Source organism: Mesorhizobium sp. M1050 (assembly GCF_040318715.1).
GTDB lineage: Bacteria > Pseudomonadota > Alphaproteobacteria > Rhizobiales > Rhizobiaceae > Mesorhizobium.
The window spans coordinates 158,689-181,853 of sequence record NZ_JAMYMV010000006.1 but is presented as its reverse complement, the minus strand read 5'-3'; the positions used below and the strand labels follow the sequence as shown (position 1 = coordinate 181,853).

Annotated in this window: 23 protein-coding genes; 22 read left to right on the top strand and 1 reads right to left on the bottom strand. The window is 63.0% G+C overall.

All coding sequences use genetic code 11. The features are described from left to right. From NKH57_RS05945 to trmB, 18 genes are all read left to right on the top strand, one after another. Positions 1-1,122: imelysin family protein (locus NKH57_RS05945; RefSeq protein ID WP_352942543.1), on the top strand; the 1,122-nt coding region annotated here is incomplete at its 5' end. A gap of 110 nt (positions 1,123-1,232) precedes the next feature. Continuing rightward, entirely contained in the window at positions 1,233-1,544 is a 312-nt protein-coding gene (locus NKH57_RS05940) for a (2Fe-2S)-binding protein (RefSeq protein ID WP_352942541.1), read from the top strand. Continuing rightward, entirely contained in the window at positions 1,510-1,995 is a 486-nt protein-coding gene (bfr, locus tag NKH57_RS05935; RefSeq protein WP_023758135.1) for a bacterioferritin, read from the top strand. Before NKH57_RS05940 ends, bfr begins: the two co-directional genes overlap by 35 nt. 12 nt (positions 1,996-2,007) lie before the next feature. Continuing rightward, a complete protein-coding gene (locus NKH57_RS05930; RefSeq protein ID WP_352942539.1) occupies positions 2,008-3,609 on the top strand; it encodes a di-heme oxidoreductase family protein in 1,602 nt (533 codons plus the stop codon). After that, entirely contained in the window at positions 3,609-4,685 is a 1,077-nt protein-coding gene (locus NKH57_RS05925; protein ID WP_352727057.1) for an imelysin family protein, read from the top strand. Before NKH57_RS05930 ends, NKH57_RS05925 begins: the two co-directional genes overlap by 1 nt. A gap of 1 nt (position 4,686) precedes the next feature. After that, complete coding sequence (locus NKH57_RS05920; RefSeq protein ID WP_352942536.1) at positions 4,687-5,793, top strand: DUF1513 domain-containing protein; 1,107 nt, start codon at positions 4,687-4,689, stop codon at positions 5,791-5,793. A 107-nt stretch (positions 5,794-5,900) separates the two neighbouring features. Next, positions 5,901-6,578 (top strand): tRNA (adenosine(37)-N6)-threonylcarbamoyltransferase complex dimerization subunit type 1 TsaB, encoded by a 678-nt coding sequence (gene tsaB / locus NKH57_RS05915; protein WP_352942534.1) that lies wholly within the window; start codon positions 5,901-5,903, stop codon positions 6,576-6,578. Continuing rightward, positions 6,578-7,072, top strand: a complete 495-nt coding sequence (rimI, locus tag NKH57_RS05910; protein ID WP_023758130.1) for a ribosomal protein S18-alanine N-acetyltransferase — start codon at positions 6,578-6,580, stop codon at positions 7,070-7,072. Before tsaB ends, rimI begins: the two co-directional genes overlap by 1 nt. Positions 7,073-7,092: 20 nt before the next feature. Beyond that, positions 7,093-7,893, top strand: coding sequence for a lyso-ornithine lipid O-acyltransferase (olsA, locus tag NKH57_RS05905; protein WP_352942531.1), 801 nt, complete (start codon positions 7,093-7,095; stop codon positions 7,891-7,893). Positions 7,894-7,969: 76 nt separating this feature from the next. Then, a complete protein-coding gene (gene miaB, locus NKH57_RS05900) occupies positions 7,970-9,379 on the top strand; it encodes a tRNA (N6-isopentenyl adenosine(37)-C2)-methylthiotransferase MiaB (protein WP_352942529.1) in 1,410 nt (469 codons plus the stop codon). Positions 9,380-9,462: 83 nt separating this feature from the next. After that, positions 9,463-10,455 carry a PhoH family protein gene (locus NKH57_RS05895; RefSeq protein WP_023758127.1) on the top strand — a complete coding sequence of 331 codons (993 nt, stop codon included), beginning with the start codon at positions 9,463-9,465 and terminating at the stop codon, positions 10,453-10,455. A gap of 18 nt (positions 10,456-10,473) precedes the next feature. Continuing rightward, positions 10,474-10,974, top strand: a complete 501-nt coding sequence (gene ybeY, locus NKH57_RS05890) for an rRNA maturation RNase YbeY (protein ID WP_352942526.1) — start codon at positions 10,474-10,476, stop codon at positions 10,972-10,974. A gap of 28 nt (positions 10,975-11,002) precedes the next feature. Beyond that, positions 11,003-12,097 (top strand): hemolysin family protein, encoded by a 1,095-nt coding sequence (locus NKH57_RS05885; protein ID WP_023758125.1) that lies wholly within the window; start codon positions 11,003-11,005, stop codon positions 12,095-12,097. Between the two features lie 16 nt (positions 12,098-12,113). Next, entirely contained in the window at positions 12,114-12,584 is a 471-nt protein-coding gene (locus tag NKH57_RS05880; protein WP_352942522.1) for a VOC family protein, read from the top strand. A 93-nt stretch (positions 12,585-12,677) separates the two neighbouring features. Further along, a complete protein-coding gene (gene lnt, locus NKH57_RS05875; protein WP_352942520.1) occupies positions 12,678-14,270 on the top strand; it encodes an apolipoprotein N-acyltransferase in 1,593 nt (530 codons plus the stop codon). Between the two features lie 138 nt (positions 14,271-14,408). Then, complete coding sequence (locus tag NKH57_RS05870) at positions 14,409-14,828, top strand: helix-turn-helix domain-containing protein (protein WP_023758122.1); 420 nt, start codon at positions 14,409-14,411, stop codon at positions 14,826-14,828. A 169-nt stretch (positions 14,829-14,997) separates the two neighbouring features. Next, a complete protein-coding gene (gene metK / locus NKH57_RS05865) occupies positions 14,998-16,263 on the top strand; it encodes a methionine adenosyltransferase (protein ID WP_352942518.1) in 1,266 nt (421 codons plus the stop codon). A gap of 23 nt (positions 16,264-16,286) precedes the next feature. Further along, positions 16,287-16,988, top strand: coding sequence for a tRNA (guanine(46)-N(7))-methyltransferase TrmB (gene trmB, locus NKH57_RS05860; protein WP_352942515.1), 702 nt, complete (start codon positions 16,287-16,289; stop codon positions 16,986-16,988). Positions 16,989-17,046: 58 nt separating this feature from the next. Here the strand turns inward: trmB and NKH57_RS05855 are convergent, their stop codons facing one another. Next, entirely contained in the window at positions 17,047-17,211 is a 165-nt protein-coding gene (locus tag NKH57_RS05855) for a hypothetical protein (RefSeq protein ID WP_023758119.1), read from the bottom strand. A 283-nt stretch (positions 17,212-17,494) separates the two neighbouring features. On the opposite strand from NKH57_RS05855, the gene rimP reads away from it, so the two are divergent. The 4 genes from rimP to infB are packed head-to-tail and all read left to right on the top strand — an operon-like array spanning position 17,495 to position 23,043. After that, positions 17,495-18,139: a ribosome maturation factor RimP gene (gene rimP, locus NKH57_RS05850; RefSeq protein ID WP_023758118.1), complete on the top strand. Its 645-nt coding sequence runs from the start codon at positions 17,495-17,497 to the stop codon at positions 18,137-18,139. A gap of 49 nt (positions 18,140-18,188) precedes the next feature. Then, entirely contained in the window at positions 18,189-19,784 is a 1,596-nt protein-coding gene (gene nusA, locus NKH57_RS05845; RefSeq protein WP_023758117.1) for a transcription termination factor NusA, read from the top strand. Between the two features lie 38 nt (positions 19,785-19,822). Further along, positions 19,823-20,473 carry an RNA-binding protein gene (locus tag NKH57_RS05840; protein ID WP_352601447.1) on the top strand — a complete coding sequence of 217 codons (651 nt, stop codon included), beginning with the start codon at positions 19,823-19,825 and terminating at the stop codon, positions 20,471-20,473. Next, positions 20,470-23,043 carry a translation initiation factor IF-2 gene (infB, locus tag NKH57_RS05835; protein WP_352942511.1) on the top strand — a complete coding sequence of 858 codons (2,574 nt, stop codon included), beginning with the start codon at positions 20,470-20,472 and terminating at the stop codon, positions 23,041-23,043. Before NKH57_RS05840 ends, infB begins: the two co-directional genes overlap by 4 nt. The last annotated feature ends 122 nt before the right edge of the window (positions 23,044-23,165 follow it).

The following is a 23,165-nucleotide window of genomic DNA, read 5'->3' as shown; positions in this document are numbered from 1 at the left end:
CGCACACCCCGCGGCCGCGCGGTCGCCCCCCCACCCCCGCGCCCACACCCACACACCCCCCCCCCCGCGGGGGGGGGGGCGCCCGGGGTTCCCTACCAGCAGACCGAGGTCTATCGCTTCGGCAACAAGATCGTCGACGACTGGGAAGGAGAGGTGAACTCCTGGCCGCTGGACGAAGGGCTGATCGATTATGTCGCCAAGAGCTATGGCACCGAATCGGATGCGAATGCGCTCTATACGGCCGATGTGATCGCCAACAAGGGGATCGAGATCAACGGCAAGAAAGTCGACGCTTCGAGCCTTTCGCCGGAATTCCTCTCCGGCACATTGCAGGAAGCCGGCGGCGTGGAGGCAAACGTCGCCACCGGCTATCATGCCATCGAATTCCTGCTCTGGGGTCAGGACCTGCATGGCACCGGCCCGGGTGCCGGCGAGCGCCCCTATTCCGACTACGACCTCAAGAACTGCACCGGCGGCAATTGCGACCGTCGCGCCCAATACCTGAAATCGGCGACTGACCTTCTGGTCGGCGACCTGCAGAAGATGGTCAACGACTGGAAGGAAGGCGGTGCCGCACGCAAGGCCCTCATCGACGGCGACCCGAACACCGCCATCTCGATCATCTTCACCGGCATGGGCTCGCTATCCTACGGCGAACTGGCCGGCGAGCGCATGAAGCTCGGCCTGCTGCTGCACGATCCGGAAGAGGAGCATGACTGCTTCTCCGACAACACCTATAACTCGCATCTCTATGATGCCATCGGCATCCGCTCCGCCTATCATGCCAGATATACGAGGCTCGACGGCACCGTCGTTTCGGGTCCCTCGGTGGCCGATATGGTGAAAGCAGCCGATCCGGCGATCGACAAGGAACTGTCGGACAAGCTCGACGTGACGGTCGCCAAGATGGAGGCGATCAAGGCGCGGGCACTGGCTGGCGAGGCCTATGACCAGCAGATCGCCGAGGGCAATGCGCAAGGCAATGCGACCGTGCAGGCGGCAATCGACGCGTTGATCGACCAGACGAAGTCGATCGAACGCGCCGTTGGCTCCCTGAAACTCAGCACCATCGCCTTCGAAGGATCCGACAGTCTCGACGCACCCGACAAGGTGTTCAAGTAAGTCAAAGGGTTGGAGCCTGATCCGGAGCCGGGCAATCGGTGTCGGACGGGCTTCGATAGGAAATCAAGCCACACGGCGCGGGAGGCGCCGCCAGCCATCCGAGCAAACCAATGCTGATCTGCCATTGCAACATCATCACCGAGAGGGAAATCGAGCAGACGATCATTGCGCTGCTGGATCAGGACCCCTGGCAACTGATCGTGCCGGCAAAGGTCTATCACGCCATGCAAAAGCGCGGGCGCTGTTGCGGCTGCTTCCCAAATGTGGTGGAAACGATCATTCGGGTCACCGAAAATTACCACGCCCGCTCCGAGGCGAGCAGCGTCGATATCGTTTTACACCTGGATCGCGTCAGAAGCCTGCGCGTCCAATACGGGAGCAGAAATCATGAAAGGCGACCCCCAGGTCATCGAGCGGCTTAACGAGGCTCTTTTTCTGGAGCTGGGGGCCGTCAATCAGTACTGGGTACATTTCCGTCTGCTGGAGGACTGGGGATACGCCAAGCTGGCAAAGAAGGAGCGGGCGGAATCGATCGAGGAGATGCACCATGCCGACAAGCTCGTGGCCCGCATCATCTTCCTTGAAGGCCATCCGAACCTGCAGTCCGTGGCGCCGCTGCGCATCGGACAGAACGTCAAGGAAGTGCTCGAATCCGACCTTGCCGGCGAATATGACGCGCGTACCGCCTACAAGCGTTCACGCGAGATCTGCAACGACGCCGGCGACTATGTGACAATGAAGCTGTTCGAGGAATTGCTGGCCGACGAAGAGGGTCACATCGATTTCCTCGAGACGCAGCTCGACCTGCTTGCCTCGATCGGCGAGGAAAAATACGGCCAGCTCAACGCTGCATCGGCGCACGAGGCCGATTAAGGACATGCGGGGATGCGGCGCCTGTTAGAATTCATGCGCCGCGTGCGGCGGGCCGACGGCTCGCTGCTCCTTCGGAAGACGCCGGCCGGATTGGCGCGTCGGCGCTGTATCGTCTTCGCAATCGCGCTCTCCTCTTCCGCGATGGCAGGTGATCTTCAACCTGCCGGCCTCGCCACCACGCGCACCGACCTCAGTCCGAAGGATCAGGCGCGCGTCACCGCCATCACCAGGCCGACCGCTGATTTTTCCAGGCCTGAGCAGTTCGAGCTGATGCAAGGCGGCGCCGGCACGTTCAGGAAGGACGTCAGCCGCGATTCCTTCTCGCAATCCTCGGCCAACATCACCTTCGAGGAGGAGGGCGACTTCAAGCTCGGCAATGCCCTGTTTCGCAAGAACTGGGTGTCGTCGCCATCCTCGACGCAGGCGTCGGATGGGCTCGGCCCGCTGTTCAACGAACGCGCCTGCCAGAACTGCCATTTGAAGGATGGTCGCGGCCGTCCCCCGCAAGGCGATGCCGGCACGACTTCGATGTTCCTGCGGCTGGCGCGCGATGCCAGTACGGCCGAAGAGAAAGCAGCGCTTGTCGACCACAAGGTGCTGAACTTCCCCGATCCGGTCTATGGCGCGCAATTGCAGGACCTGGCGGTGCCCGGCCTGCGCAGCGAGGGCCGCATGCATGTCGACTATCAGGAGCGTAAGGTAGAACTGGCAGACGGCGCCGTGATTTCCTTGCGCAAACCCAGCTATTCGGTGGTCGATCCTGCCTATGGACCTCTCGATCCGCGCACCACGCTGTCGCCGCGCCTGACGCCGCCGATGATCGGCCTTGGCCTGATCGAAGAGATTGCACCAGCGGATATTCTTGCCAACGCCGATCCGCACGACCGCAACGGTGACGGCATTTCCGGCAAGCCGAACATCGTGCGGGACAGCTCCAGCGGCGAATTGACGCTTGGCCGTTTCGGCTGGAAGGCGCAAGCCGCATCGATCCGCCGGCAGGCGGCGGACGCTTTCGCCGGCGACATCGGCATCTCGACGCCGGAAGTGCCAAAACACTGGGGCGACTGCACCGCCACGCAAGTCAAATGCCTCGCCATGCCGAACGGCGTGCAGCAGCGTCTCGGCCCGGTCGAGGCGCCGCCGCCGGTGATGGATCTGGTCACCTTCTATTCGCAGAACCTGGCCGTGCGGGCGCGCCGCGACCTCGACCAACCAGATGTGCTCACCGGCAAGAAGGTCTTCTATGAGATCGGCTGCATTGCCTGCCACACGCCGAAATTCGTCACCCGTCGTGGCACGCCCAACAAGGCGCAAGCCTTCCAGTTGATCTGGCCTTATTCCGACTTCCTGCTGCACGACATGGGGCCTGATCTGGCCGACGGCCAGGCCGTAGGCGATGCGACGGGCAATGAGTGGCGCACGCCGCCTTTGTGGGGCATCGGCCTGACCGAGACGGTCAACGGCAATTCCTTCTTCCTGCATGACGGGCGCGCGCGCAGTCTGACCGAGGCGATCCTGTGGCATGGCGGCGAAGCGCAGAAGGCGCGTGACCGCTTTGCCGCCGCTGACGCGGCCGACCGCGATGCGCTGCTCAAATTCCTGGGGTCACTGTGATGCTCAAGCGCTCTGCATTGTTTCTCGTTCTCCCGCTGGCTCTGCTCGCCGTCCCGGCATCTGCGGCGGTCAAAGCCTCCGAAATCATCCAGGGGGCGATCGACGGCTTTGTTCGCCCAGCCTATGCCGGCCTGCACGAGCATGCGGAAGCCTTAACGAAAGCGATGCACAAGCTCTGCGAAGCGCCCTCGCAAGGGGAGCTCGATGCCGCGCGCGCGGCATTTTCCGCCACCGTCTATGCCTGGTCGTCGGCCGAAATCATCGGCTTCGGGCCGATCAAGGACAACAACCGGCTGGAACGCATGCTGTTCTGGCCGGATCGCAAAGGCATCGGCCTGAAGCAGGTGCAGGCGGCCTTGGCGAACAAGGATGCGACCGCCACCGACCCGGCACAGCTGGCCAGTAAAAGTGTCGCCATGCAGGGGCTGGGTGCGCTGGAATTCGTGCTTTATGGCGATGGCGCGGAAGCACTGACCGCGAAGGGCGATCCCTATCGCTGCGCCTATGGCGCCGCGATTGCCGGCAACATCGAAACCATGGCCGGCGACGTCAACGATGCCTGGAACAAGCCCAACGGATTTGCTGCCCTTTGGGCCAATCCGGGGCCACAGAACCCGCTCTACCGCGACGGCAACGAAGCGGTGACCGAACTGGTCGGCGTCTTCATCAATGAACTGGAAATGGTTCGCGATGTGCGCCTGAAAGGGTTTTTCGGCGACAAGCCGGATGCGGACAAGCCGAAACAGGCGATCTACTGGCGCTCGCAGAACACTGCCAATTCGCTAGCCGGCAATCTGTCCGGGATAGACACGCTGTTCCAGGCGTCGAAGCTTGGCGACGCACTGCCGGCCGATGCGCGCTGGATGGCGGAATCGATCCGTATCCAGCTGATCAATGGTATCGCTACCGCGAAGTCCATCCAGGGTCCGATCGACAAGGCGCTTGCCGATCCGGCACTGCGTGACAAGCTCGACCATTTCGCGCTGATCACCTCCAGCCTGTCGACCCTGATCGGCACCAGGCTGACCGCCGAATTCGGCCTGACCGCCGGCTTCTCGTCGCTGGATGGGGACTGAATTGAGAACCCCGCTGTTAGATCGCCGCGATTTCCTGAGGGCTGCAGGCGTTGGCTTCATCGCGGCAATGGCGCCGTCGGCCTGGGCGAAGGCGCTCGCGGCGGACGCCGTCTTCGCCACCGCCTTCGTCAAGCGTGATGGCAGCTATGGCGCCGCTGTCCTATCCGAGGCCGGCAAGATCCTGCACGCGATCGACCTGCCCGATCGTGGCCATGACGTCACCTTCGATCCGGTGTCGAAGCGTTCGGTGGTCTTCGCTCGCCAGCCCGGCACGTTCGCCGTTGTGTTCGATCATTCGGGCCGTGACGCGCCGTTGACCATCGCCAGCATCGCGGGCCGGCACTTCTTCGGCCATGGCGTGTTCTCGCCCGACGGGGCACTGCACTACGCCACCGAAAACCACTTCGACAACGCCGCCGGCGTGGTCGGTGTCTACGATGCGCGGTCCAAATTCAGTCGCGTCGGTGAATTCCCGACCTACGGCATGGGTCCGCACGAGCTGCTGCTGCTGGGCGACGGCAGGACGATCGCTGTTGCCAATGGCGGCATCGAAACCCATCCGGATTACGGTCGCGCCGAGCTCAACATCGCCACCATGAAGCCGTCCTATGTGCTCATTGACCGCCTCACCGGCGATCTCATCGAGAAGCATGAACTCCCGGAGGCACTGCACCAGTTGTCGATCCGCCACATGGACGCAGATCGATCCGGCACCGTCTGGTTCGGCTGCCAGTACCGGGGGCTGGGCACCGATCGCCCGCTGCTGGTCGGCCGCGCGGCGCGCGGCAAGGACTTGCAGTTGCTCGACATGCCGCAGGACGTGCTGTCCGGCTTCCGCAACTATATCGGTTCGGTCGCCGCCAATCCGGCTGCCGGCACCGTCGCCGTCTCGTCGCCGGAAGGCAATTCGCTTGTCGTGATCGATGCGGCGAGCAGCCGGATCGTCTCGGCCAGCGCACTAGTCGAGGTTTGCGGCGTGGCGCCCGACGGAACCGGCTTCATGGCCTCCACAGGCGCCGGCGAAATCGTCGAGAGCAGCGGTGCGACACGCTCCGAACCGGACTATGTCTGGGACAACCACATGCTGCGCATCGAACAGGCTGCCTAGATATTTCCTGCGGGCCGAAGCGAAGCCGCTTAACGAATTATGCACTATCCACTTGCGGTGGCGAGCCGTGGCAGGCACAGGGAACTCTCTTTCGAACCGGTCGCTTCATGAAACTGCTTGCCATCGACTGTGCCGCCAACCTCTGCGCCGCTTGCGTCTACGACGAGGCGGCGAAGCAGGAGCTTGGCCGTTCGGTGCTTAATCTCGGCAAAGGCCATGCCGAGCACCTGATGGCGGTCATTGCCGAAGCGCTGAAGGCAAGTGCCACCGACTATGCCGGTCTTGGCGCCATCGCCGTCTCCGTCGGCCCCGGTTCCTTCACCGGCCTGCGCGTCGGCGTCTCGACCGCGCGTGGCCTGGCGTTGGCGCTGAAGGTTCCGGCTATCGGGGTGACGACGCTCGAGGCGCTGGCTGCTGAGGCGGCAGCGGCATTTCCCGATCGCGCCGTCCTGGCGGCGCTCGATGCTGGTCGCGAGGAAATCCATGCCGCCCTTTATGATGAAATGTCGGTTTTGACTTACGGTCCGGCTGTCGCCACACTGGCTGACGTGGTGGCGATGGCGACGGAACGTTCTTCGGTGCTTGCCGGTACAGCGGCGGCGCTGATTGCCGCGTCGGCTGGAAGCGGCTTCGATATCGGGCCTCAGACGGCTACCGCCGATATTGTCACATACGCCCGTCTGGCTGCCGCCAAGGGTCCCGGCGAAAGGCCAAAACCGCTTTATTTGCGCGGCGCCGACGCCAAGCCGCAGGCCGGGTTCATTCTTTCAAGGCAAGAAAATTGATGCGCATACCTTTTCTCCAACCACGCCGCCGGGACTATGCGCTCGAGCCGCTGAAGATCGCCGACAGCCCGGCGGTCTCCCTGTTGCATCGCGAGGACTTTGTCCGCCCGTGGACCGATGGTGAATTCGCTGCCTTGCTCGAACAGGACACCGTATTCGGCTATGCCGCGCGTGAAACCGGACAGGGCGCCAAGCCTCCGGTCGGCTTCGTGCTGGCCAGGCTGGCGGCCGGCGAAGGCGAGATCCTGACCGTCGCGGTCGCTCGATCCCACCGCCGGCAGGGGCTCGGCTGGCAATTGATGGATGCGGTGTTGCGCGAACTTCACGCGCAGCGCGCCGAAGCGCTGTTCCTGGAGGTCGACGAGACCAATGTCGCGGCGATCGCGCTCTATCGGCGGTTGGGCTTCCGTGAGGTCGGCAAGCGACCGAATTACTACAAGTCGCCGGAACATGGACCGACCGGCGCGCTTGTTATGCGCCGCGATCTTCGCTAGCCGGAGGCCAGGGTAGGGCGATGATCAAGAAAATCAGGATTTTCCTGGCGCTGGGCCTCGTTGTCGCCGGTTCATTGGTCCTCGTGCCGTTACAGATCCTGTCGATGAAGACCGGCTGGTGGCCGGAAACCTTCATCCTCAAGATATGGCACAAGCTGATCATCAGGGCGGTCGGCATGCGTATCCACGTCAAGGGAACGCTATCGACCAAGCGTCCTTTGCTGGTGGCATCCAATCACATCTCGTGGACCGACATCATGGTGCTCGGCTCCATGGCCGACGTGAAGTTCATCGCGAGAGCTGATATGGAAGGCTGGCCGCTGATCGGCATGCTGTCGAAACTGCAACGCACCGTGTTCATCGAGCGCGAGCGCAAGCGGTCCTCCGGCGACCAGGCCAGCGAGATCGCCAGCCGCATGGGCAAGGGCGATGCCATGGTGCTGTTTGCCGAGGGCTCGACTGGCGACGGCAACATCGTCCTGCCGTTCAAGAGCACGCTGTTTGGCGCCGCCTCTATGGCGATTTCGGAAGGCGCGACGGAGCAGGTCTACATCCAGCCGGTGGCTATCGCCTATACGCGCCTGCATGGCGTGCCGCTCGGTCGCCGCCACCGCCCGCTTGCCGCCTGGATCGGTGATGAAGACCTAATGCCGCATCTCAAGGTGCTACTGGCAGAGGGCGCCCTCGACGTCGAGGTGCATTTCGGCGAGGCGATCGCCTTTTCCAAGGGTTCGAACCGCAAGGAAACGTCGAAATTGATGGAAAGCCGGGTGCGCGAGATGATGCAGGCAGCGCTTGCCGATCCGCGCCCGAGCCGCTAGCCCCGGGCAAGCAAACTGCAGGCGCATGCCGAGAATCGTCTGTTTTTTGTCACGGAAAGGCGTTAGAAGCCGCCTTATGGACTTGAACACGATAGAGCGCGACGACATCGACGCCGCGGCCCAAGCGATGGCCGCGCCTGCGGCAACCGCCAGGAAGGTCTTCGTCAAGACCTATGGCTGCCAGATGAACGTCTATGATTCACAGCGCATGACCGATGCGCTGGCCGCCGACGGCTATTCCACGACCGATGCCATCGGCGAGGCCGATCTGGTGCTGCTCAACACCTGCCATATCAGGGAAAAAGCGGCGGAAAAGGTCTATTCCGAGCTCGGCCGCATCCGCGATATGAAGGCCGAACGTGCCTTGGCCGGCCGCGAGATGCTGGTCGGCGTCGCCGGCTGCGTGGCGCAGGCTGAAGGCGCCGAGATCATTCGCCGCTCGCCGGCCGTCGATCTGGTCATCGGCCCGCAGACCTATCACCGGCTGCCTGACGTGCTGGCGCGGGTGCGCGGCGGCGAAAAGATCGTCGAGACCGACTACGCCATCGAGGACAAATTCGAGCATCTGCCGCAGCCGAAGCGCGCCGAGGTCATCAAGCGCGGCGTCACCGCCTTCCTCACCGTGCAGGAAGGCTGCGACAAATTCTGCACCTTTTGCGTCGTGCCCTACACCAGAGGCTCGGAAGTCTCGCGTCCGGTGGCGCAGATCGTCGCGGAGGCCGAGCGCCTGGCGGAAGCCGGCGTGCGCGAGGTGACGCTGCTTGGCCAGAACGTCAATGCCTGGCATGGCCGGGGCGAAAACGGCGAGGAATGGGGCCTTGGCCGCCTGCTGTTCAGGCTGGCCGAAATCCCGGGCCTGGCGCGGCTGCGCTACACCACCAGTCACCCACGTGACATGGACGACGAACTCATCGCCGCTCACCGCGATCTGCCGGCATTGATGCCTTATCTGCATCTGCCGGTGCAATCAGGTTCCGATCGCATCCTCAAGGCGATGAACCGCCGGCACACGGCCAAGGATTATCTGGCGCTGCTCGACCGCATCCGCACTGCCCGGCCCGACATCGCGCTTTCCGGCGATTTCATTGTCGGCTTCCCCGGTGAGACCGAAGCGGATTTCGAGGCGACCATGGAACTGGTGCGGCAGGTGAATTACGCCTCGGCCTTCTCGTTCAAATATTCGCCGCGTCCCGGCACGCCGGGCGCTGAAATGCCCGATCATGTTCCGGAGACGGTCAAGGATGAGCGCCTGCAGCGGCTACAAGCTCTGCTTCTGAAACAGCAGCAGGACTTCGGCACAAGCCTGGTCGGCAGCATCATCGACACGCTGATCGAGAAGCCCGGCCGACAGGCCGGCCAGAAGGTCGGCCGCTCACCGTGGCTGCAGCCGGTTATTGTTGATGAAAAGGCCGGCGAAATCGGTGACATTATCCAAGTGCGAATCACGAAGACGGGCTACAACAGCCTGTTCGCCGAATTGGCCTGAGGGTCTCGGCAGATGAGGAGAGACGGTTGAGCGCTGCGGAAGTTAAGAATCTACCCCAGGCCACGGCATCCGGGGCTTCTGATATGGCGCATATCGTTCTGACTTTCGACAACAACAAGCTTGCCAGCGCCCTTTACGGTCAGTTCGACGAAAATCTCGCCAGGCTCGAGCAGAAGCTCGGCGTCGACATCCGATCCCGCGGCAACCAGCTGACCATCAAGGGCTCGGCGTCAGCCGCAGAGCAGGCGCGCCGCGCCCTGGACAATCTCTACGGCATTCTCCAGAAAGGCGTCGATATCGGCCAGTCCGACGTCGATGGCGCCGTCCGAATGGCAATCGCCGCGGACGATCAGCTGACGCTACCGACGCTGGAGCGCAAGGGCAAGGTCTCCGCCGCCCAGATCGCCACCCGCAAGAAGACGATCTATGCCAGATCGCTCAACCAGGACGCCTATATGCGGGCGCTGGAGCGGTCGGAACTGGTGTTCGGCATCGGCCCGGCCGGCACCGGCAAGACCTATTTGGCGGTAGCGCATGCGGCGATGCTGCTTGAGCGCGGCATGGTCGAGCGCATCATTCTGTCGCGGCCGGCCGTCGAGGCCGGCGAGCGGCTCGGCTTCCTGCCGGGCGACATGAAGGAAAAGGTCGATCCCTATCTGCGGCCGCTCTATGATGCGCTTTACGACATGATGCCGGCCGACAAGGTCGAGCGCGCCATTGCCGCCGAAGTCATCGAGATCGCGCCGCTCGCCTTCATGCGCGGCCGCACGCTGGCTCACGCGGCCGTCATCCTCGACGAGGCGCAGAACACCACGCCGATGCAGATGAAGATGTTCCTGACACGTCTCGGCGAGAATTCGCGCATGATTGTCACCGGCGATCCGACCCAGATCGACCTTCCCTCCAACACCAAATCGGGCCTCGTCGAAGCCTTGCGGGTGCTGGACGGCGTGGCAGGCGCGGTCACCGTGCGCTTCAACGACGGCGACGTGGTCCGCCATCCGCTGGTGGCGGAAATCGTCAGGGCCTATGACCGGGATGCCAAATTGGCGCGCGGCCTCGGTGCCGAAAATTGATTTTGACGATGCGGCTTCATGCCTGAGGACATAATATCCGGCGACGGGAATGTTCCCGTCGACATCGATATCTCAGTCGAAGCGGGCGAATGGCCGGATGAGGCAAGCCTGAAGCGGCTGGTCGATCGCGCTGTCGCGGCTGCCTTTGCCGAGACCGGCGGGGCTGGCCATTCCGAACTCAGCCTCGTTTTTTCCGACGACACGCATATTCGAACCCTGAACGCCGGCTGGCGCGGCAAGGACAAAGCGACCAACGTCTTGTCTTTCCCGGCTTTTCCGCTTGTGAAAGGCGCTCCTTTGCCGCCGATGCTGGGCGACATCGTGCTCGCCGCAGAGACGGTCGCGCGTGAAGCGGCACTGGAAGACAAGCCGGTTGAGAACCATATCACTCATCTCGTCATCCACGGCCTGCTGCATTTGCTGGGCTACGATCACGAGACCGATGCGGATGCCGAGGCGATGGAGGCCGTTGAACGCGCAGCGCTCGCGAGACTTGCCATTCCCGATCCCTACGCGTAACTACATCTGATCAATTGACCGGACGACGATGAACGACAAACCAGAGACTGCCGCCCGCCCCGACGCCGGCAGTGCGACTAAGGCTTCCGATACGTCGGAAGAGGGATCAAGTCCCAGTACCATTACCTCTGGTGCTGCCAGCACCGGCAGCGCTGCCAGCGAAACCTCGCCTGCCGGCCCCTCCCTGTTCGACCGCGTGCTGCGTTTGTTCCGGCAACGCAACGGAACCAGCCTGCGCGAGGAAATTGCCGGCGCCCTTGCCGAGACGACGAGCGACGCCGGGGCCTTCTCGCCCGGCGAACGCGCCATGCTCAACAACATCCTGCGCTTGCGCGAGGTGCGCGTCGAGGACGTCATGGTGCCGCGCTCCGACATTCAGGCGGTCGAGATCACGACGACGCTCGGCGATCTGCTTGGCACCTTCGAGCAGTCCGGCCATTCGCGCATGCCGGTCTATTCCGAGACGCTCGACGATCCCCGCGGGATGGTGCATATCCGTGACGTGCTGGCTCACATCACCAAGATCGCGCGCGTCAAAAAAGGCCGCACGACAAGGAAAACTCCTGCCGCGACGGTTCTTGACCTCGCCCAGGTCGACCTCGCGCGCACCATTGGCGACCTCAGTCTGATCCGTCCGGTGCTGTTCGTGCCGCCGTCGATGCTTGCCTCCGACCTGATGGCCCGCATGCAGACGACGCGCACGCAGATGGCGCTGGTCATCGACGAATATGGCGGCACCGATGGCCTCGCCTCGCTGGAAGACATCGTCGAGATGGTGGTCGGCGATATCGAGGACGAGCATGATGACGATGAGCCGATGATTACCCGGAGCGGCGACGGCGTGTTCATTGTCGACGGCAAGGCCGAGATCGACGATGTCGCCAAGATGATCGGCGAGGATTTCGCCGCTGGCGAACATGGCGACTACGTCGACACCATTGGCGGCATGATATTCAACACGCTCGGTCGCGTACCGGCGCGCGGCGAGGTGGTTCAAGCCATTCCCGGCTTCGAATTCCATGTGCTGGATGCCGATCCGCGCCGCGTCAAGCGCGTGCGCATCGTGCAGAGCCAGAAGGGCGAGCGCCGCCGGCGCGCCACGGCCCGTGCCGAACAGGCGTGAGCGTTTCGCTCGCCCGATGACCGTCGACGACCCGTTCAAGCACGCAAGCCTGGGCTCCGGCGTGTTCTACAAGGATCCTCGAGCCGCGCTGGACTGGCTGGAGGCGGCTTTCGGCTTCGAGCGCAGCATGGTTATCAGCGATGCCGAGGCAAAGCTCGTCCATTCCGAGATGCGGTTTGGCGACAGCTACATCATCGTCGATTCCGAATGGACCGATCACGTCGCCAGCCCGGCCTCAGTCGCCGGCAAGAACACGCAGTCGGTCTATGTCAGGCTGAAGGACGGCCTGGATGCCCATTGGGAGCATGCCAGGGCCAGGGGTGCCGAGATCGTCCAGGAGCCGGCGGATCAGTTCTATGGCGAACGCCAGTATCGGGCACGCGATCCCGAGGGCCATGTCTGGACCTTCACGCAAACCCTGTGCTCTGTTTCTCGTGAAGAGGCCGAACGGCTGGGCGGCCTGCGCATCGAAGGCTGGCACCGCTAGGCTCGGTCCACCTCTGGCGATCTCCTGCCGTTTGGCCCGCGGACCGTGGCCTGTTAAATCTTGGCTATTGATTCGCGCGACTCGGAAGTATGCATGGTGCGCCTTGCCGGCCGGATAATTCTGCTTTGGGGTTGGGGGCGCGCGCTCGTGGCGTTTCTCGCTGGCGCGCTGGCGGTGCTTGGCCAGGCGCCTTACGATTTCTTCGCCGCCTGTTTCATCTCTTTTCCCGTGCTGGTCTGGCTGCTCGACGGCGTAACCGGTGATGCTTCCGGCAGCCTGGTGCGGCGCCTGCGGCCGGCCTTCGCCGTCGGCTGGTGGTTCGGCTTCGGCTATTTCCTTGCCGGCCTGTGGTGGATCGGCTCGGCTCTGCTGGTCGAGGCCGACAACTTTGCCTGGGCGCTTCCCTTCGCGGTGGTCGGCATTCCCTTCGCACTCGCCTTTTTCTACGGCTTTGCGGCCATGGTTGCGCGGCTGTTGTGGAGCAGCGACATCGGACGCATCGCCGCCCTTGCCTTCGGCTTCGGGCTGGCGGAATGGCTGCGCGACTTCCTGTTCACCGGTTTTCCCTGGAATGCCATCGGCTACGCGGCCATGCCCGTGCCGCTGTTGATGCAAAGCGTCTCGGTCACCGGCATGATCGGCATGAACGCGCTCGCGGTGTTCGTCTTCGCTCTGCCGGCGCTGCTGGCAGCGCGCCGGCATCTGCGCCTCGGCGCCGGATTGTTTGTCGCGCTTGCCGCTGCCCATGTCGGCTACGGCTATGTCAGGCTTGCCGCTCCCGAAAAACCTGCGGTTCACAGCCTGGACGTCCGCATCGTCCAGCCGGCCGTAGACCTCTCGGAAAAATGGGACGCCTCGGTGCGCGACCGCATCTTCGCAACCTTGATGGGACTATCGGCCAAGGCACCCGATCCGGGTCACGGCAAGCCGCAACTGATCCTGTGGCCCGAAACCTCGGTTCCGTTCCTCTTCACGGAGCGTCCGGACGCATTGACGGCGCTGGGCGACATGCTGGCACCCGGCCAGATGCTGATGGCCGGCGTCGTCCGCGAGGAGGGCGGTTCGGCCGCAAGTGCCGACAGCCGCTACTACAACTCCGTGGTGGCGATCGACGACAAAGGTGAAATCACTGATGCCGTCGACAAGGTTCACCTTGTGCCGTTCGGCGAATATCTGCCTTTCTCCGATCTGCTCGATCATTTCGGTATCGAGCAACTCGTTGCCGGGCCGATGAGTTTTGCGGCCGGCAACGAGCGGCACGCCATTGCGTTGCCTGATGGCATCCGTGCACTGCCATTTATCTGCTATGAGGTGATCTTTCCCGATCTCGTGGCAGTTGACGCTACGTCAGCACAGCTTATTGTGAACGTCACCAATGATGCGTGGTTCGGCGACACGCCGGGTCCGTATCAGCATTTCAGGCAGGCCCAGATCCGTGCGGTGGAGAATGGATTGCCATTGTTGCGTGCAGCCAACAACGGCATCTCGGCCGTCGTCGATCCGCGCGGGCGCATCGTCGATGCGCTGGCGATCGATGCCCGCGGCGCCATCGACGCCCATGTGCCGATTTCCGAACAGGCGGTCATCTCTCCTGGCCAACGACGCATTAACGGAATGCTGATCATGTTGCTGTTTGCCATTGCGGCCGCACTTTTGAGCGTAAGGCAGAGGCTACGGGTGAATTGACAGCCCACACATTAGAAACTCATACTGTAAGCGCCTGATATTTCTCGAAGTCGGTTGATCGTTCTGTTGGGGCAGTTGCCTCCGGCTTCATTTGGGCAGGAAAAAATAGAGAAGCCGAAAAAATTCGGCGAGGAAAAAATGATAGAAGATAACAAGAAGAAACCGAATCCGATCGACATCCATGTTGGCAGTCGCATTCGGCTTCGCCGCAATATGTTGGGAATGAGCCAGGAAAAGCTGGGAGAAAATCTCGGCATCACATTTCAACAAATTCAGAAGTATGAAAAGGGCACCAACCGCGTCGGCGCCAGCCGTCTGCAGGCGATCGCGTCCATCCTCGGCGTGCCTGTCGCCTTCTTTTTCGAGGATGCGCCCGGCCAGGAGGCCGTGGCAGGCCGGGGATTTGCCGAGGATGCGTCGATGGCCTTCGCCGTCGAATTCTGCGGCAGTCCCGAAGGCCTCCAACTCAACCGGGCCTTTGTCAAGATCGCCGACGCCAAGGTCCGCCGCAGGATCATAGATCTGGTCAAGTCTCTCTCCACCGACGATGCCGACTGATCCGCAATCACGCTTGGACCGGCGGCGCCCTGCCGCCGGTGGCACAAGATAACTGCAGCGACATTCATGCCAGAACCGAAGCATCGCTTGACGAGCGGCGCATCGCCCCGCTAACACGTGGCGCGCCAAAGTCGGCAGCCTGCCGATCGTTTTTCAAGAGGGGACACCCGTGACGCGGCAGAACTACTTCTTTACCTCGGAATCCGTTGCCGAGGGCCATCCCGACAAAGTCTGTGACCGGATTTCCGACGAGATTGTCGATCTGGTCTATCGCGAAGCCAAGAAGACCGGCATGGACCCATGGAAAGTCCGAGTCGCCTGCGAGACACTTGCGACAACCAACCGCGTCGTCATCGCCGGCGAGGTGCGCGTCCCGGAGACACTGCTGAAAAAGGACAAGGCAGGCAACATCCTCACGGATGCCGCCGGCCATCCCGTCGTCAATCCGGCCAAGTTCAAGTCGATCGCCCGCAAGGCGATCCGCGAAATCGGCTATGAGCAGGCCGGCTTCCACTGGAAGACTGCGAAGATCGAGGTCCTGCTGCACGGCCAATCGCCGGACATCGGCCAGGGTGTCGACAATGCCTCCGACCGTCAGGGCGAAGAAGGCGCCGGCGATCAGGGCATCATGTTCGGCTACGCTTGCCGCGAGACGCCGGATCTGATGCCGGCTCCGATCTATTACAGCCACAAGATCCTGGAACTGCTGGCCGCTGCCCGTCACGAAGGCAGCGGTGAAGCCGGCAAGCTCGGGCCGGACGCCAAGAGCCAGGTCACCGTCCGCTACGTCGACGGCAAGGCCGCCGAGGCGACGCAGATCGTGCTGTCCACGCAGCACCTCGATGCGAGCTGGGACTCGAAGAAGGTCCGCAAGGTCGTCGAACCCTATATCCGCGAGGCATTGGGCGAGCTGAAGATCTCCGACGACTGCATGTGGTACATCAACCCGACCGGCAAGTTCGTCATCGGCGGGCCGGACGGTGACGCCGGCCTGACCGGCCGCAAGATCATCGTCGACACCTATGGCGGTGCCGCTCCCCATGGCGGCGGCGCTTTCTCCGGCAAGGACACCACCAAGGTCGATCGTTCGGCGGCCTATGCGGCGCGCTATCTGGCCAAGAACGTCGTGGCGGCGAAACTCGCCGACCGCTGCACCATCCAGCTTTCCTACGCCATCGGCGTCGCCCAGCCGCTGTCGGTCTATGTCGACCTGCACGGCACCGGCAAGGTCGACGAGGCAAAGCTGGAGGAGGCGCTGCGCAGCGTGATGGATCTGTCGCCGTCCGGCATCCGCCGCCATCTCGATCTCAACAAGCCGATCTACGCCAAGACGTCGTCCTACGGCCATTTCGGCCGCAAGGCCGGCCGTGACGGGTCTTTCTCCTGGGAAAAGACCGATCTCGCCAAGGCGCTCAAGGACGCTGTCGCCGCCTGATAGCGACGCCGCAAAGTCCCGCCATGGACCCGAAGGACAGACCAAGCCGCGCGACCGAAGCCTTTTTCGGTCGCCGGCGCGGCAAGACCATGCGTCCGCAGCAGGCGGCCGCTCTGGAGAGCGGTTTCGGGAAATACCGACTCGATCTGACGGATGGACCGCCGGCCGATCTGCAAGCTCTGTTCAAAGCCGATGTTTCGGCGGTTCGCCTCGAGATCGGATTCGGCGGTGGCGAACATCTTCTCCATCGCGCGGCCGAGGCGCCCTCGATCGGCTTTATCGGCGTCGAGCCGTTCGTCAACGGCATGGCCAAGTTGATGATGGCGGTGCGGGAGAAACCGCTCGCCAATCTGCGGGTTTATGACGACGATGCCACCCGGTTGCTGGACTGGTTGCCGCAAGCCTCGCTCGACGGGATCGACCTGCTCTATCCCGATCCCTGGCCGAAGAAGAAACACTGGAAGCGGCGCTTCGTCAGCCCGGTCAATCTCGATCGGTTCGCGCGCGTGCTGAAGCCGGGCTCGAAGTTCCGCTTTGCGTCCGATATCTACACATATGTCAACTGGACGTTGCTGCATTGCCGTGCGCATGGTGCGTTCGCCTGGCAGGCTTCGGAGGCGGCGGACTGGCACCGGCCCTATGATGGCTGGCCGGGCACTCGCTACGAAGCGAAGGCCATTCGTGAGGGCCGGCGGCCGGCCTATCTCACTTTTGTCAGAACATAGGCGCGCTCACGGACGCACCAGCCTCCGGCCGCCGCAAAGGCGAGTCCACTCGCCAAATCTAGAAACGACCGATCCTGTTGAAGACAGCCGGATCCATTCCGAGCTTGCGCAGGTCGTCAGCACGCGGCTTGCGGCCCATTTGCACCGCGCGCGAGGCGGCGACCGCGCTGCCAAATGTCGTGAAGAGCTCGCCAATGGCGGAAAAGATCTTGCGGCTGGTCATGTCATGCCTCTCTGTGCTGTGTCGTGCATTCCTTGTGCGATGTGCTATAAATGGAAATGCAGCGGCAAGGCTCACAGGGGTTTCGCCGCAGGGAGGCCACGCGTCTGGCGCAACACTGGCGCCGCAATGGGTTTTGTGCGGCCCGCACGGCGGGCTTGAAAGACCGGCCGCGATCGTCTATATCAGCCTCAAATTCTTGGTCGGTATGACGAAGAGTGGGTCCACCCGGTCCCGCTCTTTTTTATTTCCTGCCGATAACTTCGGATAGAGCGACAGGATATCAATGACTGCAACGGCAAGCGAGGGCGACGATCGCATCATCCGCGAAAGCGGCATCGATGCGCGCATCGCGCTGATCGTCCAGCCGGTTCTGCGCGGCATCGGCTTCCGCCTCGTGCGGGTGCATCTGTCGGGCCAGAATGGGCTGACGCTGCAGATCATGGCCGAGCGCGAGGACGGCACCATGACCGTCGAGGATTGCGAAGAGGTCAGCCGGGCGGTGTCGCCGGCGCTCGACGTCGACGATCCGATCGAAAAGGCCTATCATCTGGAGGTCTCGTCGCCCGGCATCGACCGGCCGCTCGTCCGCAAATCGGATTTCGCGACTTGGACGGGTCATCTGGTCAAGATGGAGACATCGATCGTCGTCGCCGACCGCAAGCGGTTCAAGGGCAAGATCGTCGAGGCCGGCGAAGACGATGTGTTGATCGAGCGCGAAAAGGCTGCCTATGGCGAGGAGCCCACGGTGCGTGTCCCCTATGATGCGATTTCCGAAACGCGCCTGATCCTGACCGACGATCTCATTCGGGATGCCCTGTCGAAGGACAACAGGGCGCGCAAGGAAGCCAAGAAACGTCGCGGCGAACCGGACGACGATGAGTCGGGTACGGAAGCGGACGCCACGGAAGAACACGAACAGGAACTATGATTGAGCTGCTGGGCGCGAAGGTCCGGCAAACAGGCTCGGGAGAAAAACGATGGTTGTAAGCGCCAACAGACTTGAACTGCTGCAGATCGCCGACGCGGTCGCGCGCGAAAAGTCGATCGACAAGTCGATTGTCATCGCCGCCATGGCCGACGCGATCCAGAAGGCGGCACGTTCGCGTTACGGTCAGGAGACCAACATCCGCGCCGACATCAACCCGAACACCGGCGAGATGAAGCTGCAGCGGCTGATGGAAGTGGTCGAGAAGGTCGACGACTACGCCACGCAGATCGCCATTTCCTCGGCCCGCGAGCGCAATCCCGATGCCCAGCTCGGCGACTTCATCGCCGAACAGCTGCCGCCGATGGATTTCGGCCGCATCGCCGCCCAGTCGGCCAAGCAGGTCATCGTGCAGAAGGTCCGCGAGGCCGAGCGCGATCGCCAGTACGACGAGTACAAGGACCGCATCGGCGAGATCGTCAACGGCACGGTTAAGCGCGTCGAATACGGCAACGTCATCGTCGATCTCGGCCGTGGCGAGGCAATCATCCGTCGCGACGAACTGATCCCGCGCGAAAACTACAAATACGGCGACCGCGTCCGCGCTTATGTCTATGACGTGCGCCGCGAGCAGCGCGGCCCGCAGATATTCCTGTCGCGTACCCATCCGCAGTTCATGGCCAAGCTGTTCACCATGGAAGTGCCGGAAATCTATGACGGCATCATCGAGATCAAGTCGGTCGCCCGCGACCCCGGCTCGCGCGCCAAGATCGCGGTCATCTCGCGCGATAGCTCGATCGATCCGGTCGGCGCCTGCGTCGGTATGCGCGGCAGCCGCGTCCAGGCCGTCGTCGGCGAGTTGCAAGGCGAGAAGATCGACATCATTCCGTGGTCGCCATCGGCGGCGTCCTTCATCGTCAACGCGCTGCAGCCGGCGGAAGTCGCCAAGGTCGTGCTCGACGAGGACGCCGAGCGCATCGAAGTCGTGGTTCCCGACGACCAGCTGTCGCTGGCCATCGGCCGTCGCGGCCAGAACGTGCGGCTTGCTTCGCAGCTGACCGGCTGGGATATCGACATCCTGACCGAGGCCGAGGAATCCGAGCGTCGCCAGAAGGAATTCGTGGAGCGTTCGTCGCTGTTCATGGAAGCCCTCGACGTCGACGAGATGGTCGGCCAGGTGCTCGCCTCCGAAGGATTCACCAGCGTCGAGGAAGTCGCCTATGTCGATTCCGGCGAAATCGCCTCGATCGATGGCTTCGACGAGGACACCGCTTCGGAGATCCAGACCCGCGCCCGCGAATATCTGGAGAAGATCGAAGCCGAACACGACGACAAGCGCAAGGCGCTCGGCGTCTCGGACGAATTGCGCGAAATCCCCGGCATCACCACCGCCATGATGGTGACGCTCGGCGAGGACGGCGTGAAGACGATCGAGGACTTTGCCGGCTATGCCGCCGACGACCTGACCGGCTGGAAGGAACGCAAAGACGGCGAGACCAAGGTCTATCCGGGCGTGCTGGCCAATCATGGCGTGACACGCGCCGATGCCGAGCAAATGGTTCTGGCCGCCCGCCTCAAGGCTGGATGGATCACCGAAGACGAGCTTGCAGCCGAAGAAGAATCGGCTGACGAAGCCGTTGGTGCGTGAGGTGAAACCGCATCGCACCGAACCCGCCCTTGGACGAGATGAACGATCGCACCTGCATCGTCACCCGCAGGCAGGCCGAACCGGATGATCTGATCCGGTTCGTCGTCGGCCCGGATTCGGCCGTCGTTCCCGATATCAAGAGAAATTTGCCTGGCCGCGGTTGCTGGGTGAGTGCCGACCGCCTACATATCGACAAGGCTGCGGCGAAGAACCTTTTCGCTCGCGCCTTCAAGGCACAGGTGGTCGTGCCGCCCGATCTTGGCGGCATGGTCGACGGGCTGCTTTCCAGACACGCTCTGGGCATGCTCGGTCTTGCCCGCAAGGCAGGCGCGATTGCGCTGGGCGCCACCAAAGTCGAGAGCGCTGTGCGTGGCGGATTGGCGCTTTTCGTGCTCCACGCGACCGAGGCGTCCGACGACGGTGTACGCAAGATCAGTCAGGCACGACGGGCGACAGTCCATCTCGGCGGCCCTGTTATCCTTGCCTACAAACTTTTCTCCGAGGCCGAGTTGAGCTTGGCATTGGGGGGTACAAATGTGATACATGCTGCCGTTCTCGCGGGAGACGCGGGCAGGGCGGTCCAGAAGCGCATGGTTGCGCTCGACCGGTATCGGGGCGGTTCCCCGGACGATCTGGCAATGCTTGCGGCTGTTGCTGACGAAGATGATGCCGCAGAGGATATGGAATGAGCGATACGAAATCGGGTGACGACAATACGCTGAGTGTGACGCCGAAGAAGACCTTGACGCTGAAGCGCCCCGGTATGGAACAGGGCACTGTGCGCCAGAACTTCTCGCACGGCCGCACCAAGCAGGTCGTCGTCGAAACCAAGAAGCGCAAGTTCTCGATGCCTGGCGACAAGCCGGAGCCGGTTGCCGCCCCCGTCTTCACACCGAAGCCGGCGGTCGTGGCCGCACCCGTCGTCGTGCAGGAAGCGCCGAAGGCGCCGCCACCCCCGCCACCGGCCCCGGTCGAGCGCAGCGGCATGGTGCTGAACGAACTGTCGCGCAGTGAAATGGAAGCACGCCGCAGGGCGCTCGAGGGTTCGAAGGTTCGCGAGGTCGAGGACCGTCAGCGCGCCGCCGAGGAGGCCAAGCGCCGCGCCGAGGACGAAGAGCGCCGCAAGCGCGAACGCGATGAATCGGCGCGCCGCCAGGCCGAGGAAGAGGCGCGGTTGCAGACCGAGGCCGAGTCTCGCCGTCGGGCCGAGGAAGAGGCGCGCCGCCGCGCGCCGCTGACCGCTGAACTGGCGACGGTCGACGACGAAGAACAGGTCAAGCCGAAGCGGACTGGTGCCGGTGTGCCGGTGCGCCGTCCGGTTACGCCTGAAGTGGCGCGTCCGGCCAAGCCGACCAAGAGCGAAGAGGACCGCCGCCGCGGCAAGCTGACCCTGAATTCAGCATTGTCCGATGAGGATGCGCGAGCCCGTTCGCTGTCGTCGATGCGTCGCCGCCAGGAAAAATTCAAGCGCGCGATGCACAATGAGCCGCGCGAGAAAGTCATGCGCGAAGTGATCCTGCCAGAGACGATTACCATCCAGGAATTGGCGCAACGCATGTCCGAGCGTGCGGTCGACCTGGTCAAGTTCTTCATGAAGCAAGGCCAGATCCTGAAGCCGGGCGACGTCATCGACGCTGACACGGCCGAACTGGTTGCTACCGAATTCGGCCATACGGTTCGCCGCGTCGCCGAGTCCGACATCGAGGAAGGCCTGTTCAACATCGCCGACAATGCCGAGGACCTTGTGTCGCGTCCGCCCGTCGTGACGATCATGGGTCACGTCGATCACGGCAAGACCTCGCTGCTCGATGCCATCCGCAACGCCAACGTCGTCTCCGGCGAAGCCGGCGGCATCACCCAGCATATCGGCGCCTATCAGGTCGAGAAGAACGGTCACAAGATCACCTTCATCGACACGCCCGGCCACGCCGCCTTCACGGCAATGCGTGCTCGTGGCGCCCAGGCGACCGACATTGCCATCCTGGTGGTTGCGGCCGACGACAGCGTCATGCCGCAGACGATCGAATCGATCAGCCATGCCAAGGCGGCCGGCGTTCCGATCATCGTGGCGATCAACAAGATCGACAAGCATGATGCCGATCCGCAGAAAGTGCGCTCCGAACTGTTGCGCCATGAGGTCTTCGTCGAATCGATGGGTGGTGAAGTTCTGGACGTCGAAGTGTCGGCGACCAAGGGCACCAATCTCGACAAGCTGCTCGAGGCGATCCTGCTGCAGGCCGAAATTCTCGACCTGAAGGCCAATCCGGATCGTACCGCCGAGGGCGTCGTCATCGAAGCCCAGCTCGACAAGGGTCGTGGCCCCGTTGCCACCGTGCTGGTGCAGACCGGCACGCTGATGCCGGGTGACATCCTTGTTGCCGGCAACGAATGGGGCCGGGTACGTGCGCTGGTCACCGATCGTGGCGTGCAGATCAAGGAAGCGCCGCCGGCGATGCCGGTGGAGGTGCTTGGTCTGCAGGGTACACCGCAGGCCGGCGACCGCTTCGCCGTGGTCAACAACGAGGCCCGCGCCCGCGAAATCACCGAGTATCGCCAGCGTCTGGCGCGCGAGAAGGCGGTTGCCAAGCATGCCGGCCAGCGCGGTTCGCTCGAGCAGATGATGTCGCAATTGCAGACGAGCGGGCTGAAGGAATTCCCACTGGTCATCAAGGGCGACGTGCAGGGTTCGATCGAGGCGATCAACGCGGCGCTGGACAAGCTCGGCACCGACGAAGTGCGTGCGCGCATCGTCCATGCCGGCGCTGGCGCCATCACCGAAAGCGACGTCTCTCTGGCGGAGACTTCCGGTGCCGCGATCATCGGCTTCAATGTCCGCGCCAACGTCCAGGCGCGTGCGGCAGCTGTGGCAGCGGGCATCGAGATCCGCTACTACTCGATCATCTACAACCTCGTCGATGACGTTAAGGCGGCTTTGTCGGGCCTGCTGTCGCCGGAGCGTCGCGAGACCTTCATCGGCAATGCGCAGATCCTCGAAATCTTCGACATCACCAAAGTCGGCAAGATCGCCGGCTGCCGTGTCACCGAAGGCAAGGTCGAGCGTGGTGCGGGCGTGCGCCTGATCCGCGACAACGTCGTCATCCACGAAGGCACGCTGAAGACCCTGAAGCGCTTCAAGGACGAAGTTTCGGAAGTCCCCGGCGGCCAGGAATGCGGCATGGCCTTCCAGAACTACGAGGACATGCGCGTTGGCGACGTCATCGAGTGCTTCCGCGTCGAGATGGTGACCCGGACGCTCTGAGTTCGAGTGACTTTTCCATACGGGCGGTGGTCGAAGGGCCGCCGCCCGAGGTCTATTGAGAATGGCCCAGATGAGACATGAGGCGCGGTCCCATCCCGCGCTTCACGCTTTCAGGATTGAGA

Coding starts and splice junctions, on each gene's coding strand:
- bfr (WP_023758135.1), top strand. CDS start 1,510: ATGAAAGGCGACCCCCAGGTCATCGAGCGGCTTAACGAGGCTCTTTTT.
- NKH57_RS05880 (WP_352942522.1), top strand. CDS start 12,114: ATGACCGTCGACGACCCGTTCAAGCACGCAAGCCTGGGCTCCGGCGTG.
- NKH57_RS05855 (WP_023758119.1), bottom strand. CDS start 17,211: ATGACCAGCCGCAAGATCTTTTCCGCCATTGGCGAGCTCTTCACGACA.
- rimI (WP_023758130.1), top strand. CDS start 6,578: ATGCGCATACCTTTTCTCCAACCACGCCGCCGGGACTATGCGCTCGAG.
- NKH57_RS05840 (WP_352601447.1), top strand. CDS start 19,823: ATGAACGATCGCACCTGCATCGTCACCCGCAGGCAGGCCGAACCGGAT.
- NKH57_RS05940 (WP_352942541.1), top strand. CDS start 1,233: ATGCTGATCTGCCATTGCAACATCATCACCGAGAGGGAAATCGAGCAG.
- NKH57_RS05925 (WP_352727057.1), top strand. CDS start 3,609: ATGCTCAAGCGCTCTGCATTGTTTCTCGTTCTCCCGCTGGCTCTGCTC.
- infB (WP_352942511.1), top strand. CDS start 20,470: ATGAGCGATACGAAATCGGGTGACGACAATACGCTGAGTGTGACGCCG.
- trmB (WP_352942515.1), top strand. CDS start 16,287: ATGGACCCGAAGGACAGACCAAGCCGCGCGACCGAAGCCTTTTTCGGT.
- NKH57_RS05895 (WP_023758127.1), top strand. CDS start 9,463: ATGGCGCATATCGTTCTGACTTTCGACAACAACAAGCTTGCCAGCGCC.
- NKH57_RS05930 (WP_352942539.1), top strand. CDS start 2,008: ATGCGGCGCCTGTTAGAATTCATGCGCCGCGTGCGGCGGGCCGACGGC.
- lnt (WP_352942520.1), top strand. CDS start 12,678: ATGGTGCGCCTTGCCGGCCGGATAATTCTGCTTTGGGGTTGGGGGCGC.
- tsaB (WP_352942534.1), top strand. CDS start 5,901: ATGAAACTGCTTGCCATCGACTGTGCCGCCAACCTCTGCGCCGCTTGC.
- nusA (WP_023758117.1), top strand. CDS start 18,189: ATGGTTGTAAGCGCCAACAGACTTGAACTGCTGCAGATCGCCGACGCG.
- olsA (WP_352942531.1), top strand. CDS start 7,093: ATGATCAAGAAAATCAGGATTTTCCTGGCGCTGGGCCTCGTTGTCGCC.
- NKH57_RS05870 (WP_023758122.1), top strand. CDS start 14,409: ATGATAGAAGATAACAAGAAGAAACCGAATCCGATCGACATCCATGTT.
- miaB (WP_352942529.1), top strand. CDS start 7,970: ATGGACTTGAACACGATAGAGCGCGACGACATCGACGCCGCGGCCCAA.
- NKH57_RS05885 (WP_023758125.1), top strand. CDS start 11,003: ATGAACGACAAACCAGAGACTGCCGCCCGCCCCGACGCCGGCAGTGCG.
- rimP (WP_023758118.1), top strand. CDS start 17,495: ATGACTGCAACGGCAAGCGAGGGCGACGATCGCATCATCCGCGAAAGC.
- ybeY (WP_352942526.1), top strand. CDS start 10,474: ATGCCTGAGGACATAATATCCGGCGACGGGAATGTTCCCGTCGACATC.